This is a genomic window from Rhodococcus sp. FW305-130, from assembly GCF_058788335.1.
Genome location: NZ_JBYTAP010000002.1, coordinates 485,457 through 500,162 on the forward strand (window position 1 = coordinate 485,457; position 14,706 = coordinate 500,162).

General features: G+C 62.7%; 12 protein-coding genes and 2 tRNA genes. 10 read left to right on the forward strand and 4 right to left on the reverse strand.

Going from position 1 to position 14,706, the window contains the following annotated elements; all coding sequences use genetic code 11:
* Nucleotides 1-269 precede the first annotated feature (269 nt).
* Nucleotides 270-2,111 (reverse strand): dihydroxy-acid dehydratase, encoded by a 1,842-nt coding sequence (gene ilvD / locus AC3WQS_RS08415; protein ID WP_019747927.1) that lies wholly within the window; start codon nucleotides 2,109-2,111, stop codon nucleotides 270-272.
* 72 nt (nucleotides 2,112-2,183) lie between these two features.
* Nucleotides 2,184-2,705, reverse strand: coding sequence for a PH domain-containing protein (locus AC3WQS_RS08420; RefSeq protein WP_021333074.1), 522 nt, complete (start codon nucleotides 2,703-2,705; stop codon nucleotides 2,184-2,186).
* A 266-nt stretch (nucleotides 2,706-2,971) separates the two neighbouring features.
* On the opposite strand from AC3WQS_RS08420, the gene AC3WQS_RS08425 reads away from it, so the two are divergent.
* The 10 genes from AC3WQS_RS08425 to AC3WQS_RS08470 all read left to right on the forward strand — a co-directional run bounded on the left by AC3WQS_RS08425 (nucleotide 2,972) and on the right by AC3WQS_RS08470 (nucleotide 13,751).
* Nucleotides 2,972-4,912 carry an acetolactate synthase large subunit gene (locus tag AC3WQS_RS08425; protein ID WP_019747929.1) on the forward strand — a complete coding sequence of 647 codons (1,941 nt, stop codon included), beginning with the start codon at nucleotides 2,972-2,974 and terminating at the stop codon, nucleotides 4,910-4,912.
* Nucleotides 4,909-5,412: an acetolactate synthase small subunit gene (gene ilvN, locus AC3WQS_RS08430; RefSeq protein ID WP_003944718.1), complete on the forward strand. Its 504-nt coding sequence runs from the start codon at nucleotides 4,909-4,911 to the stop codon at nucleotides 5,410-5,412. The genes AC3WQS_RS08425 and ilvN overlap by 4 nt, the downstream gene beginning before the upstream one ends.
* Nucleotides 5,413-5,465: 53 nt before the next feature.
* Nucleotides 5,466-6,467, forward strand: coding sequence for a ketol-acid reductoisomerase (gene ilvC, locus AC3WQS_RS08435; protein WP_172436500.1), 1,002 nt, complete (start codon nucleotides 5,466-5,468; stop codon nucleotides 6,465-6,467).
* A 250-nt stretch (nucleotides 6,468-6,717) separates the two neighbouring features.
* The gene (serA, locus tag AC3WQS_RS08440) at nucleotides 6,718-8,310 is read left to right on the forward strand and encodes a phosphoglycerate dehydrogenase (RefSeq protein WP_003944758.1); all 1,593 of its coding nucleotides are present in this window, start codon (nucleotides 6,718-6,720) and stop codon (nucleotides 8,308-8,310) included.
* A 74-nt stretch (nucleotides 8,311-8,384) separates the two neighbouring features.
* On the forward strand, nucleotides 8,385-9,398 hold the full coding sequence (locus AC3WQS_RS08445) for a 3-isopropylmalate dehydrogenase (protein WP_492712712.1): 1,014 nt from the start codon (nucleotides 8,385-8,387) through the stop codon (nucleotides 9,396-9,398).
* Between the two features lie 84 nt (nucleotides 9,399-9,482).
* Nucleotides 9,483-10,256 carry a fumarylacetoacetate hydrolase family protein gene (locus tag AC3WQS_RS08450; protein ID WP_020969311.1) on the forward strand — a complete coding sequence of 258 codons (774 nt, stop codon included), beginning with the start codon at nucleotides 9,483-9,485 and terminating at the stop codon, nucleotides 10,254-10,256.
* A gap of 389 nt (nucleotides 10,257-10,645) precedes the next feature.
* Complete coding sequence (locus AC3WQS_RS08455; RefSeq protein ID WP_029255108.1) at nucleotides 10,646-11,806, forward strand: alkane 1-monooxygenase; 1,161 nt, start codon at nucleotides 10,646-10,648, stop codon at nucleotides 11,804-11,806.
* 73 nt (nucleotides 11,807-11,879) lie between these two features.
* On the forward strand, nucleotides 11,880-13,355 hold the full coding sequence (gene gltX, locus AC3WQS_RS08460; RefSeq protein ID WP_019747934.1) for a glutamate--tRNA ligase: 1,476 nt from the start codon (nucleotides 11,880-11,882) through the stop codon (nucleotides 13,353-13,355).
* 156 nt (nucleotides 13,356-13,511) lie between these two features.
* Nucleotides 13,512-13,583, forward strand: a tRNA-Gln gene (locus tag AC3WQS_RS08465).
* Between the two features lie 95 nt (nucleotides 13,584-13,678).
* Nucleotides 13,679-13,751: transfer RNA gene (locus tag AC3WQS_RS08470), tRNA-Glu, on the forward strand.
* Between the two features lie 139 nt (nucleotides 13,752-13,890).
* On the opposite strand, the gene AC3WQS_RS08475 is transcribed toward AC3WQS_RS08470, so the two are convergent.
* Together AC3WQS_RS08475 and AC3WQS_RS08480 are read right to left on the reverse strand one after the other, a co-directional pair.
* Nucleotides 13,891-14,088: a DUF5302 domain-containing protein gene (locus AC3WQS_RS08475; RefSeq protein ID WP_007729345.1), complete on the reverse strand. Its 198-nt coding sequence runs from the start codon at nucleotides 14,086-14,088 to the stop codon at nucleotides 13,891-13,893.
* An 89-nt stretch (nucleotides 14,089-14,177) separates the two neighbouring features.
* A complete protein-coding gene (locus AC3WQS_RS08480; RefSeq protein WP_021333071.1) occupies nucleotides 14,178-14,675 on the reverse strand; it encodes a pyridoxamine 5'-phosphate oxidase family protein in 498 nt (165 codons plus the stop codon).
* Nucleotides 14,676-14,706 lie beyond the last annotated feature (31 nt).

Here is a 14,706-nt window from a genome sequence, read left to right on the forward strand (position 1 = left end):
CTCGTGTGAAAGAAGTCCCTGGACGCTGCGCCGGCTCAGGTCGCCATGCGCATGTCCTACGTGTCGGCGTGGTTGTCGAAGGTGCTGCCGACGATGCGTACCAAACCGACGGGATGATCGGATTGGGTTGTGGTGCATGCTCGTACAACACCGGATGAAGATTTTCCGGAGGAACTGGCGTGGATCTGATCCCGATTCATCTCGCACGCTGACAGAAAAGATCCCCGGCCGAAAGCGGCCGGGGATCTTTTGTCCGTTCGTGGCAGAACTTACGGAACGTAGCGAACCGCGCCCTTGTCGGCGGACGTTGCCAGAGCGGCGTAGGCGCGTAGGGCTGTCGTCACGGTGCGCTGACGATCGACCGGCTGCCACGGGCGCTCGGAGGCCTCCATCTTCGCGCGTCGCTCGGCGAGGACGTCGTCGTCGACCAGGATCTCGAGCGTGCGCGAGGCGACGTCGATGCGGACCTGATCGCCGTTCTGGACGAGTCCGATGACTCCGCCTGCGGCAGCCTCGGGGGAGATGTGACCGATGGACAGTCCGGAGGTTCCGCCCGAGAAACGACCGTCGGTGATCAGTGCGCATTCCTTGCCGAGGCCTGCGCCCTTGAGGAAGGCAGTGGGGTGCAGCATTTCCTGCATACCTGGGCCACCCTTGGGGCCTTCGTAACGCACGACGAGAACGTCGCCGGCTTTGATCTTCTTCTGCAAGATGACCGAGACGGCTTCTTCCTGAGATTCGACGACCAGCGCCGGGCCCTGGAAGGAGAACAGTTCCTCGTCGATGCCGGCAGTCTTGAGGATTGCGCCGTCGAGTGCGATGTTGCCGCGCAGGACAACCAAGCCGCCTTCGACGGTGTAGGCGTTCTCGACGTCGCGGATGCAGCCGCCGGCCGCATCGGTGTCGAGAGCAGACCAACGGTTGTCCGTGGAGAACGGTTCGATGGTGCGCACGCCGCCGGGAGCCGCGTGGAAAAGCTCGATTGCCTCGTCGGTTGCCTTGCCGGAGCGGATGTCCCAGTCGTCGAGCCACTGGTCGAAGCTCTTGGTGTGCACGGTGGACACATCGGTTTCGAGGAGTCCGCCGCGGCGAAGCTCACCGAGCAGCGCGGGGATTCCGCCGGCGCGGTGGACGTCCTCCATGTGGTAGTCCGAGTTGGGGGAGACCTTGGACAGGCACGGCACCTTGCGGCTGATCGCGTCGATGGTGTCGAGGTCGAAGTCGACCTCGCCTTCCTGCGCCGCAGCCAGCGTGTGCAGGACGGTGTTGGTGGAACCGCCCATGGCGACGTCGAGAGCCATTGCGTTGCGGAACGCTGCCGGGGTCGCGATGTTGCGCGGCAGCACCGACTCGTCGCCGTCGCGGTAGTACTTGAGGGCAGCCTCGACCACGGTGGTGCCCGCACGAGAGAAGAGTGCGTGACGAGCCTTGTGAGTTGCCAGCGTGGAGCCGTTGCCCGGCAATGCGAGGCCGAGGGCTTCGGTCAGGCAGTTCATGGAGTTGGCGGTGAACATGCCCGAGCACGAGCCGCATGTCGGGCACGCGCTGCGCTCGACCTCGTCGAGGCCTTCGTCGGACACGGCATCGTTGGCAGAGGCCGAGATCGCGGTGATGAGATCGGTGGGGGCTTGGGCCACGCCGCCGACGACCACTGCCTTGCCTGCTTCCATCGGACCGCCGGAGACGAACACGGTCGGGATGTTCAGACGCATCGCGGCGTTGAGCATGCCGGGAGTGATCTTGTCGCAGTTGGAGATACATACCAGTGCGTCGGCCGTGTGGGCGTTTGCCATGTACTCGACCGAATCGGCGATGATCTCGCGGCTCGGGAGCGAGTAGAGCATGCCGCCGTGGCCCATTGCGATGCCGTCGTCGACTGCGATGGTGTGGAACTCACGAGCGACGCCGCCGGCCGCACTGATGGCCTCGGCAACGATCTCGCCTACGTTCTTGAGATGCACGTGTCCGGGTACGAACTGGGTGTACGAGTTCGCTACGGCGACGATCGGCTTTCCGAAGTCGGAATCCGTCATTCCTGTGGCGCGCCACAGGGATCGGGCTCCGGCAGCATTACGTCCGATGGTGGTGGTGCGTGACCTCAACGGGGGCATGGGCGTGTTCCTTATGTGATCGTTGCTGGTCCACTCAAATAGAAGCGAGGGCCTTCCAACGCTACTCGCGTGTTACGGGCGCTTCTCTTCGGGCTGGTCCTGTGAGTTCTCGGCGACCTCGGATTCTGCTTCTGCTTCTGCAGCTGCTTCTTCCTCTTCGGCTTCCTTGGCGGCGAAGGCTTCTGCCGCCGATGCATAGGGATCAGTGATGCGGCCGCCGCTGGCGATCGCGATCTCGGGAAGCCTGACGAAGCTGACCGCAGGCAGGGTCACCTCGGTTCCGTCGGTGAGTTCCGCGCGCGCCCAGCTGCGCTTCGGGAAGCGGAAACCCTTGACGTCGTCCCAGGCGAGGGTGCGCTTGGAGAACGTCGAGCGGACCTCGAGGCCGTCAGGGCTGACGGTGGTGCGCAGTCGCGCGACGAGATAGACGGCGATGATCGGAAGGATCAGCAACCAGCTGAAGGCGACGGGCCACCCGAAGATCGGGAAGCTGACCGCGAACAGGAGGAACGCGCACGCCATGTAAGCGAGCTGCGAAATGCGGATGACGTGCCGAAGTGGTTTCGGCGTGTGGGATGATTGAGCCGGTGGCACGGGCTGCTGCGAAGTTGACACCTCTACATCTTCGCATTGCAGCCGATGTATCTCAGATTCTGGGACGGTCGACTCACCAAGTTTGCCGTTCGCGACTAGCGCCTCTACTGTCGAGTGCGTGAAACAGAATGAGTTGCTCGTAATCGGCCGGCGCGTCGTCGCCTGAGTCGATTTTTCAACTCACCAGATAACGACGCGCCACCCTCGCTCAGCAGATGCTGACGGGGGTTTTTTGTTGCCCGGAGCCAGAATCAGAGGATTTCCCAGTGAGCGCACCAACAGCACGGCCTCAACCCACGCCGCGCAAGTCAGGGACACCGAGCCCGACAACCGCGGCTGCCGCAACCCAGACGGCCAACCGTCGCCAGCTCCCGCCTGAGCGGGTAACCGGCGCGCAGTCTGTGGTTCGAGCCCTCGAAGAGCTCGAGGTCGACACGGTATTCGGCATTCCCGGCGGTGCCGTGCTCCCGGTTTACGACCCACTCTTCGATTCGGTCAAGGTCCGCCACGTGCTCGTGCGCCACGAGCAGGGTGCAGGCCACGCTGCCACCGGTTACGCCCAGGCGACCGGCAAGGTCGGCGTCTGCATGGCTACCTCGGGTCCCGGTGCGACCAACCTGGTCACGCCACTGGCCGACGCGCAGATGGACTCCGTTCCGATCGTCGCGATCACCGGACAGGTGGCGCGCTCGCTGATCGGTACCGACGGCTTCCAGGAAGCCGACATCTCAGGCATCACGATGCCGGTCACCAAGCACAACTTCCTGATCACCGACGCGATCGACATCCCGCGCATCATGGCCGAAGCCTTCTACCTCGCGGCCAGCGGTCGCCCCGGCGCCGTCCTGGTCGATATCCCCAAGGACATCCTGCAGTCGCAGACCACGTTCTCGTGGCCGCCGGAGATGCGTCTGCCGGGCTACCGCCCGGTCACCAAGCCGCACGGCAAGCAGGTTCGTGAAGCTGCACGTCTGATCGCCGACGCCAAGTCGCCGGTTCTGTACGTCGGTGGCGGCGTCATCAAGTCGGACTCCTCGCCGGAGCTGCTCGAATTGGCAGAGCTGACCGGTATCCCCGTCGTCACCACGCTGATGGCCCGCGGCGCGTTCCCGGACAGCCACGACCTCAACTGCGGTATGCCGGGAATGCACGGCACCGTTGCCGCAGTTGCCGCTCTGCAGCGCAGCGATCTCCTGATCACCCTCGGCGCGCGTTTCGACGACCGCGTCACCGGCCAGCTGAATTCCTTCGCGCCCGACGCCAAGGTCATCCACGCCGACATCGATCCGGCAGAGATCGGCAAGAACCGCTACGCCGACGTCCCGATCGTGGGCGACTGCAAAGAGGTCATCACCGAACTCATCGAGGCTATCCGTGCCGACATGGCCACGGGCACCACGTTCGAACTCTCGGAATGGTGGGCGTACCTGAACGACATCCGTCGTACCTACCCGCTGAGCTACGACCGTCCCACCGACGGTCAGCTGAGCCCGGAGTACGTCATCCAGACCGTCGGCAAGCTCGCCGGACCGGATGCCATCTACTGCGCTGGCGTCGGCCAGCACCAGATGTGGGCCGCGCAGTTCGTCGGTTACGAGAAGCCGCGCACGTGGCTCAACTCGGGCGGGCTCGGCACCATGGGGTACGCGGTTCCCGCAGCCATGGGTGCCAAGATGGGCATGCCCGACACCGAGGTGTGGGCGATCGACGGCGACGGCTGCTTCCAGATGACCAATCAGGAACTCGCAACCTGCGCACTCGAAGGTATCCCGATCAAGGTTGCCCTCATCAACAACGGCAACCTCGGCATGGTGCGTCAGTGGCAGACACTCTTCTACGAAGAGCGCTACTCCAACACCAACCTCGGAACGCACGGCGCCATCCGCATCCCGGACTTCGTCAAGCTCGCAGAAGCATTGGGCTGCCACGGAATTCGTGTCGAGCGTGAAGAAGACGTCGAAGCTGCGATCCGTGAGGCGCAGTCCATCAACGACAAGCCTGTCGTGATCGACTTCATCGTCACCGCTGACGCACAGGTGTGGCCGATGGTCGCTGCCGGAACGAGCAACGACGAAATCATGGCGGCCCGGGGCATCCGGCCGCTGTTCGACGACGACGAGGCAGTTGCCGAGCCCGCCGTCATCCACGAAGCCATGTCACGCGAGCAAGCCGGACCCGCCGCGGGCACAGGGGAGGATCAGAAGTGAGCACCAGTCACACCCTCAGTGTTCTCGTCGAGGACAAGCCAGGCGTGCTGGCCCGCGTCTCCGCACTTTTCTCCCGCCGCGGATTCAACATCGAATCCCTTGCGGTGGGCGGAACCGAGATCCCCGAGATCTCACGTATGACCATCGTCGTCACGGTCGACGAGTTCCCTCTCGAGCAGGTGACGAAGCAGCTCAACAAGCTGATCAACGTCATCAAGATCGTCGAGCAGGACGGTGAAGCATCCGTCGCTCGCGAGCTCGTGCTCATCAAGGTGCGCGCAGATGCAAGCGTGCGCACGCAGGTCATCGAAACGGTGAACCTGTTCCGCGCCAAGGTGATCGACGTCTCCCCGGAGTCCGTCACCATCGAGGCGACCGGTACTCGGTCCAAGCTGGATGCACTGCTGCGGATGCTTGATCCGTACGGTATCCGGGAGATCGTTCAGTCCGGGGTCGTGGCAGTCGGTCGAGGGCCGAAGTCGATCACGGCCACCCGCTAGTACTTTTAGACACGTAAAAATCCAAGGAGAGGTTGAGAACTGTGGCAGTCGAGATGTTCTACGACGACGATGCCGATCTGTCGATCATTCAGGGCCGCAAGGTTGCTGTGATCGGCTACGGAAGCCAGGGCCACGCCCATTCGCTGAGCCTGCGTGACTCGGGCGTCGATGTGCGCATCGGCCTCAAGGAGGGCTCCAAGTCCCGCGAAAAGGCGCAGGAGCAGGGCCTGACAGTCGGTACGCCGGCCGAGGTTTCCGAGTGGGCCGACGTCATCATGGTGCTCGCACCTGACACCGCTCAGGCCAGCATTTTCACCAATGACATCGAGCCGAACCTCAAGGACGGCGACGCGCTGTTCTTCGGTCACGGCCTGAACATTCACTTCGACCTGATCAAGGCTCCGGAGTTCGTCACCGTCGGCATGGTTGCCCCCAAGGGACCGGGCCACCTGGTGCGTCGTCAGTTCGTCGACGGCAAGGGCGTTCCCGCGCTCATCGCCATCGACCAGGATCCCAAGGGTGAAGGCCAGGCTCTCGCTCTGTCCTACGCCAAGGGCATCGGCGGAACCCGCGCAGGCGTCATCAAGACCACGTTCAAGGAAGAGACCGAGACGGACCTCTTCGGCGAGCAGGCTGTGCTCTGCGGCGGCACCGAGGAACTGGTCAAGACCGGTTTCGAGGTCATGGTCGAGGCCGGCTACGCACCCGAGATGGCGTACTTCGAGGTTCTGCACGAGCTCAAGCTCATCGTCGACCTCATGTACGAGGGTGGCATCGCCCGCATGAACTACTCGGTGTCCGACACCGCTGAGTTCGGTGGATACCTCTCCGGTCCGCGCGTCATCGACGCCGACACCAAGGAGCGCATGAAGGCGATCCTGGCCGACATCCAGTCCGGCGAGTTCACCCGTCGTCTGGTCGCCAACGTCGAGAACGGCAACACCGAGCTCGAAGGCCTGCGCAAGGCCAACGCCGAGCACCCCATCGAGGTCACCGGCAAGAAGCTGCGCGACCTGATGAGCTGGGTCGATCGTCCGATCACCGAAACCGCGTAATTCGCAGTTTCACGCTCCACGTCTCCACTGGCCTGATGTCGCGCCGGTTCAATTACGTTGAACCAGCGCGGCATTGGGCCGGAGTCGTTTTCCGGGCCGGCTGAGTCCGGATTCATATTCCATCGAGAATTCGCCCGCGAAAGTGTCCACTATGTGGTATCGCCTACCGCGTTGTGGATTCGAAGTGAGCGCGCACTAAACTATCGGTGGTTAAACCACCTTCACACCCACCTAATCAGGGAGTTTGCACGTGAGCCAGCCTGGCCGTCCCGTTGTTCTGATCGCCGACAAGCTCGCGCCGTCCACAGTCGAGGCGCTCGGTGACGGTGTGGAGGTGCGTTGGGTCGACGGACCCGACCGCCCGGCGCTGCTCGCCGCGGTACCCGAGGCCGACGCGATTCTCGTCCGTTCCGCCACCACCGTCGACGCCGAGGTTCTGGCCGCAGGCACCAAGCTGAAGATCATCGGCCGCGCCGGTGTCGGCTTGGACAACGTCGAGATCCCCGCAGCCACCGAGCGCGGCGTGATGGTCGTCAATGCACCGACCTCGAACATCCACTCGGCAGCCGAGCACGCAGTTGCTCTGCTCATGTCGACCGCTCGCCAGATTCCCGCAGCAGACAAGACACTGCGTGAGAACACCTGGAAGCGAAGCAAGTTCAACGGCGTCGAGATCCTCGGCAAGACCGTCGGCGTTGTCGGACTCGGCCGCATCGGCCAGCTGTTCGCGCAGCGTCTCGCCGCGTTCGAAACCACCATCATCGCGTACGACCCCTACTTGCCCGCAGCTCGTGCAGCGCAGCTCGGCATCGAACTGGTCACCATCGACGAGCTCGTCGAGCGCGCCGACTTCATCTCCGTGCACCTGCCCAAGACCAAGGAAACGGCCGGCCTGATCAACGCCGAGCGTCTCGCCAAGGCCAAGGACGGCGTCATCATCGTCAACGCCGCCCGCGGTGGTCTGATCGACGAAGACGCGCTCTACGACGCACTGGTCTCCGGCAAGGTCCGCGGCGCCGGTCTCGACGTGTTCAGCACCGAGCCGTGCACCGATTCCAAGCTCTTCGAGCTCGACAACGTCGTCGTCACCCCGCACCTCGGAGCATCGACGTCCGAGGCTCAGGACCGCGCAGGCATCGACGTGGCGAAGAGTGTTCTCCTCGCTCTGGCGGGCGAATTCGTTCCCGAGGCTGTCAACGTCTCCGGCGGCCCCGTCGGAGAAGAAGTTGCTCCGTGGCTCGAGCTGGTCCGCAAGCTCGGTCTCCTCGCTGCGACGTTGTCGCCCGAAGCCGTGCAGACCGTGCAGGTTGTCGCCACCGGCGAGCTGTCTGCCGAAACCGTCGACATCCTCGGCCTGGCCGCACTGCGCGGCGTGTTCTCCGCCAGCAGCGACGAGGCCGTCACGTTCGTCAACGCTCCGGCACTGGCCGAGCAGCGCGGCGTGACCGTATCGGTCGAGAAGCACTCCGAGGCTCTTGCTCACCGCAGCGCGGTCGAGGTTCGCGCAGTTGCCGCGGACGGCACGGTCACGTCGGTCACGGGCGCACTCACCGGTCTGCAGCAGGTCGAGAAGATCGTCAACATCAACGGACGCAGCTTCGACCTGCGCGCCGAGGGTCACAACATCGTCGTTCACTACAGCGATCGCCCGGGCGTTCTCGGTGTCCTCGGCACCGTTCTCGGCAACGCGGGCGTGGACATCCTCGCCGCAGCGCTGAGCCAGGATGCCGAAGGCGAAGGCGCAACGGTCATCTTGCGCGTCGATCGCGTCGTCGGAGACGCCGAGGTCGAGGCAATCGTCTCGCAGCTCGACGCTCGCGTCGCCCAGGTCGACCTTTCCTGATTGTTTTTGCTGTGCGCCTTTATTAACCGCCCGCGGTTAATAAAGGCGCACAGTTCTACTGAGATGAGGACTCCATGAAGCTTGCGGTCATTCCGGGCGACGGAATCGGTGTCGAGGTCACAGCCGAAGCACTCAAGGTGCTCGGCAAGTTGGTTCCGGATCTGGAAACCACCGAATACGATCTCGGTGCCCGTCGCTACAACGCCACCGGCGAGTTGCTCCCGGCGGAAGAGCTGGACCAGATCCGTCAGCACGACGCAATCCTGTTGGGCGCCATCGGTGATCCGCGGATCGTCGCACCCGGCATCCTCGAGCGTGGCCTGCTGCTGAACATGCGTTTCCAGCTCGATCATCACGTGAATCTTCGCCCCGCACAGCTGTACCCGGGTGCGCTGTCGCCGTTGGCGGCCCAGCCGGAGATCGACTTCGTCGTGGTTCGTGAAGGCACCGAAGGCCCGTACACCGGTAACGGTGGAGCAATCCGCATCGGCACCGATCACGAGATCGCGACCGAGGTGTCGATCAACACCTGGTTCGGCGCCGAGCGTGTTGTTCGTTATGCATTCGCGTTGGCGCAGACACGTTCCAAGCACCTCACACTGATCCACAAGACCAACGTGCTCTCCAATGCGGGCGCAATCTGGACGCGTGCGATCGAGACCGTCGGGGCCGAGTACCCGGACGTCGAGACCGCGTACTGCCACATCGACGCTGCCACCATCTACATGGTGACCGACCCGTCGCGGTTCGACGTCATCGTGACGGACAACCTCTTCGGTGACATCATCACCGACCTGGCCGGTGCCGTGACCGGTGGAATCGGTTTGGCCGCAAGCGGAAACATCGACGCGTCCGGTACCAACCCGTCGATGTTCGAGCCCGTGCACGGCAGTGCTCCGGACATCGCCGGCAAGGGAATCGCAGATCCCACCGCCGCGATCCTCTCGGCCGCACTGCTTCTTCGCCATCTCGGACGCGAGGACGACGCCGCTCGCGTCGAGGCTGTGGTCGCTGCCGACCTGGCAACGCGCGGCGAAGGCCCCATCTCCACGACCGAGATCGGCGACCGGATCACCGCAGCGCTGTAAGGATTTCTTTCACGAGACTGACGCGCGTAAGCCTTTCGGCTTGCGCGCGTCAGTCGTTTCCGACACCCCGATAGACTGGCCAGTATGCGTCTTGGTCGAATTGCCAGTCCCGATGGTGTTGCGTTCGTCAGTATCGAAGGTGAAGAGGATGCCCTCGTCGCCAAGGAAATTGCGGAGCACCCGTTCGGGAACCCCACCTTTACCGGCCGTAGTTGGCCGCTTGCCGATGTTCGTCTGCTGGCTCCGATTCTCGCCAGCAAGGTGATCTGTATCGGCAAGAATTATGCAGATCACATCGCGGAGATGGGCGGCGAGGCGCCGGCTGATCCGGTGATCTTCCTCAAGCCCAATACGTCCATCGTCGGCCCGGGCGCCCCGATCGTCTTGCCTCCGACATCCAACGAGGTGCATTTCGAGGGTGAACTCGCGGTGGTCATCGGTCAGCCTTGCAAAGACGTACCCGCGGCGAAGGCGTTGAGCGTGGTCCTGGGCTACACGATCGCCAACGACGTATCGGCGCGAGATCATCAGCGTCACGACGGGCAATGGACGCGCGCGAAGGGCCACGACACCTTCTGCCCGCTCGGTCCGTGGATCGAAACCAGCCTCGATGCGTCCGACGTCGACATCAAGACCGAGGTGAACGGTCAGGTCAAGCAGGACAGCAGCACGGCCTTCCTGCTTCACGACATTCCGAAGATCATCGAGTGGATCTCGGCGGTGATGACCCTCCTTCCCGGCGACGTCATCCTCACCGGAACCCCCGCCGGAGTCGGCCCGATCGTCGACGGCGATTCCGTGTCGGTCACGGTCTCGGGGATCGGCACGCTCACGAACCCGGTCACCGCCAAGAACTGATCTGACCCGGTTCGTCCGTCATGTGACTACGGAGGCCCCATCCCCACCGGATGGGGCCTCTGTCGTGGTGTGAGTCGAGAGGTGTCTGTCAAAGAAAAGTTGCAAGATGGTAACTAACGCCGGATGCCCGATTGGGATTGCCTTCCGGTTCGAGGTAATCAGGCCCTGGGACTGACCTGCGGGTTTCATGAGCCAGGCGAAGCTTCACCCAGGATCCTCCTGGCGTTATGTCTGATTTGGTGAGGTTGGGAGGGTTCGCCCCGCGGTTTGCTGCCGCGGCTCGTAACAGACCAAATTCCCTGAAATGTAACGCTGAGCAGTAGGGTGGCCGATAACTGGATAGAAGCCGATGGGGCAATCGAGTGGATTGCGCAGAAACGTGGTGATACATGACGACCTTCGCGGAAGCATCCCGGACAGCGGCAGAGCATGCGCGGAACGGGCAGCGGCCGGTGTGGCGAGACAAGAAGCGCTACCTGTGGCCACTGGGTTTGCTGGTTCCTCTCAGTCCGTTCGCTGCGTGGTTCCTGGTCGACAAATTCAGTCTCGGGCTCTTCTGGGCCATCGGGGCCTGGCTCATCGTGATCGTCATTCCTCTGATCGATCTACTGGCGGGCGAGGACGGTAACAGCCCACCGGACGAAGCGATCCCTGAATTGCAAGAGGATCGTTTCTACCGCTGGTGCACGTATCTGTTCCTGCCCCTCCAATACGTCGGTCTCGTGTTCGTCGCCTGGTGCTGGGTGAACGCGCCGATGGCGGCGGGGGAGAAGTTCGCGCTCGCGATGACTGCCGGCGTGGTTGCCGGTGTGGGGATCAACGCGGCGCATGAATTGGGGCACAAGAGCGAGAAGCTCGAGAAGTGGCTCGCGAAAGTAGCTCTGGCGCAGTCCTTCTACGGCCATTTCTACGTCGAGCACAACCATGGTCACCACGTCCGTGTCGCGACGCCGGAGGATCCGGCCAGTTCGCGATACAAGGAAAACTTCTGGTTCTTCTTGCCGCGCAGTGTCATCGGCGGCTTGCGCTCGGGATGGCGGATCGAAAGCGCTCGCCTTCAGCGTCAAGGCAGACGGACGTGGAGCTATCGGAACAACATCCTGAACGCGTGGGCGATGAGTGTTGTCCTGTTCGGCAGCCTGATCGCGGTGTTCGGGTGGGAAATCGCACCGTGGCTGGCCGTTCAGGCGATTGCCGGATTCACGTTCCTCGAGACCGCCAACTATCTCGAGCACTACGGCTTGCTACGTGCGAAGCGGCCTGACGGCTCGTACGTTCGCTGCTCGCCCGAGGACAGCTGGAACAGCGACCACGTCGTCAGCAATCTGTTCCTCTATCAACTTCAGCGTCACAGTGACCATCACGCGAATCCGCGTCTGCGGTACCAGAGCCTGCGCAGTGCGGCCGAAGCGCCGCAACTTCCAGCGGGTTACGCGGTCATGATCGTGTGCGCGTGGGTGCCGCCGCTGTGGCGAAAGGTCATGGACAAGCGACTACTCGCCTACTACGACGGTGACATGACACGTATCAACGTCCTGCCGGGTAAGTGATCGGCGGGATGGAGGAAGCGCTGCCGGACTAACCTGTAGTACGACCATCCATCATCGCCGAGCCAAGTGAGCCATGACCAACAGCGAAGTACGCGTCCGTTTCTGTCCGTCACCCACCGGAACCCCGCACGTAGGTTTGGTGCGCACCGCCTTGTTCAACTGGGCATTCGCACGACACCACGGCGGCACGTTCGTGTTCCGTATCGAAGACACCGATGCGCAGCGCGACAGTGAAGAGTCCTACCAGGCCATCCTCGACGCCCTCCGCTGGTTGGGGCTCAATTGGGACGAGGGCCCGGAGGTCGGTGGGCCGCACGCACCGTATCGCCAGTCCGAGCGTCGCGACCTGCATCTCGACGTCGTTGCCAAGTTGCTGGCCGCGGGCGAGGCCTACGAGTCCTACTCGACCAACGAAGAAGTGGAAGCGCGACACAAGGCGGCCGGACGCGACCCGAAGCTCGGATACGACAACTTCGATCGCGACCTCAGCGACGAGCAGCGCGCTGCCTACGTCGCCGAGGGTCGCAAGCCGGTCGTCCGCCTCCGGATGCCCGATCACGACCTGACGTGGAACGACCTGGTTCGCGGCGAGACCACGTTCAAGGCAGGCACCGTTCCGGACTTCGCGTTGACTCGCGGGAACGGTATTCCGCTGTACACGCTGGTCAATCCCGTCGACGACGCGTTGATGAAGATCACTCACGTACTGCGCGGTGAGGACCTGCTTTCCTCGACCCCGCGTCAGCTCGCGTTGTACGAGGCTTTGATCCGCATCGGTGTCGCCGATTTCACACCGTCGTTCGGGCACCTGCCTTTCGTGATGGGTCAGGGCAACAAGAAGCTTTCCAAGCGCGATCCCGAGTCCAACCTCTTCATTCACCGCGATCGGGGCTTCATTCCCGAGGGACTGCTGAACTACTTGGCTCTGCTCGGGTGGAGCATCGCCGACGATCACGACGTCTTCTCTCTCGACGAGATGGTTGCGGCCTTCGACGTTTCGAAGGTCAACTCCAACCCCGCGCGCTTCGACCAGAAGAAGGCCGACGCGATCAATGCCGAGCACATTCGCTTGCTCCAGCCGGCCGACTTCGCGGCCCGCCTGAAGTCGTTCCTGGTGGAGCACGGCCACATCAGCGCCGACGTCGATGAAGCCACGTTCACTGTTGCGGCGGACCTCGTGCAGACGCGCATCGTCGTCCTGTCCGACGCGTGGGATCTGCTGAAGTTCCTGTTCGTCGACGAGGCGTCGTTTGCTCTCGATCCAGCCGCGGCGGCAAAGAACCTGAAGGAAGACGCTGGTCCGGTTCTGGACGCGTCTCTTGCGGCGCTCGAGGCCACCTCGGAGTGGACTGCGGCCAGTATCGAGGAAGCACTCAAGAAGGCCCTCATCGAGGATCTGGAGCTCAAACCGCGTAAGGCCTTCGCTCCGGTTCGGGTCGCGATCACCGGCTCTCACATCAGCCCTCCGCTGTACGAGTCGATGGAATTGCTCGGTCGTGAGGTCTCGATTGCTCGGTTGCGCGCCGGTAGGGCAGCGGTAACCGCCTAGATCGGACTGTCTTCCGGCCGAAAATGAAGCAAAAACCTCCCGTGACCATACGATTTGGTATTTGGGGCAGGGGTACTGGTAATCTTCTTTTCGGCCGGAGACGAGCCGCCGAGCACAACAGCGAAGCGGATCGGGCAAGGCTGGTGAGCAAGACCTTGGGGTATGGTGTAATTGGCAACACAGCGGTTTCTGGTACCGCCATTCTAGGTTCGAGTCCTGGTACCCCAGCGGAAATCCGGTCGATTTTGTGGCCGGACTCAGACAAGCTAAGCTTGCTGAGCATCCAAGAGCAAGACTGAATACCACGTTTAAAAGCGTGTCCTGGCCCCGTCGTCTAGCGGCCTAGGACGCCGCCCTCTCAAGGCGGTAGCGCGGGTTCGAATCCCGTCGGGGCTACAAAGGAAAGACCCTCCGATCATTGATCGGAGGGTCTTTTCGTATGTGTGGGAAATGTTTCCGGCGATGCGAAAAACGATCACCCCCAGTCGAATTCGACTGGGGGTGATCGTCATCTCACTCTGTTGTCCGCGATCGGCTATCCGCTCTTACGGCGAAACTCTCGCTTGTGATCGGCCGGGCCATGCGTGTTGTGGACCTTGGACTGTCCGTCGCGATGGTCGGTCGATTTGGCGTTCTGATGATTCTTCCGTTCGAGGGCTTCACGGAACTTTCGTTTGGTTTCCTCCGATTGGGATTCGGGTTCCGACGGGGTGTTGCTGTCGAGATCGCTCATATGCTCACTCCTTGTTGTTGGGCCTGTTGGTGAAACTACGCCGGCCCGAATTCGAAAGCTCGTGAATTTCGCTTCACGAATCTCGGGGTCTACGGCGATGGTGCAGTAGAACCGGAAAGAGGCATCGCAGGCATCCCGAGCTTGCGGTGATCCCACGAACGAGTTCGATCGGGAACGAACCGTACCGCGACGCGCTTGTGGAGCATCGCGTCGACGGCCGGGCGGAGATCCTCTGTGTACGGGCCCGTGTATCGCTCCCAGACACTGATTCCCACGGCAAAGAGAGCTTCCGGATCCTCGACGATCACTCCGGTGCCCTCCATCGAGACTCCTCGCAGCGTGTCGTACGTCAGACCGTCTTCGATCAGGACGGACATACGGGTGTCCCGGCGAAGATTGACCGCCTTCTGCGACTTGGCTTTGGTTTCGAACCAGATTTCGCCGTCGACTATCGCAAACCACATCGCGATCAGGTGAGGCATTCCGTCGGCGCTCAACGTCGCCATCGTTGCCGTACGGCTCTTTTCGACGAAGCTCGAAATTTCGGCCTCGGTCATCGTGATCTGACTACGCTGCTTTCCTGCCATGGTCGCGTCGTACTCCTACGTGCTCGAGGAT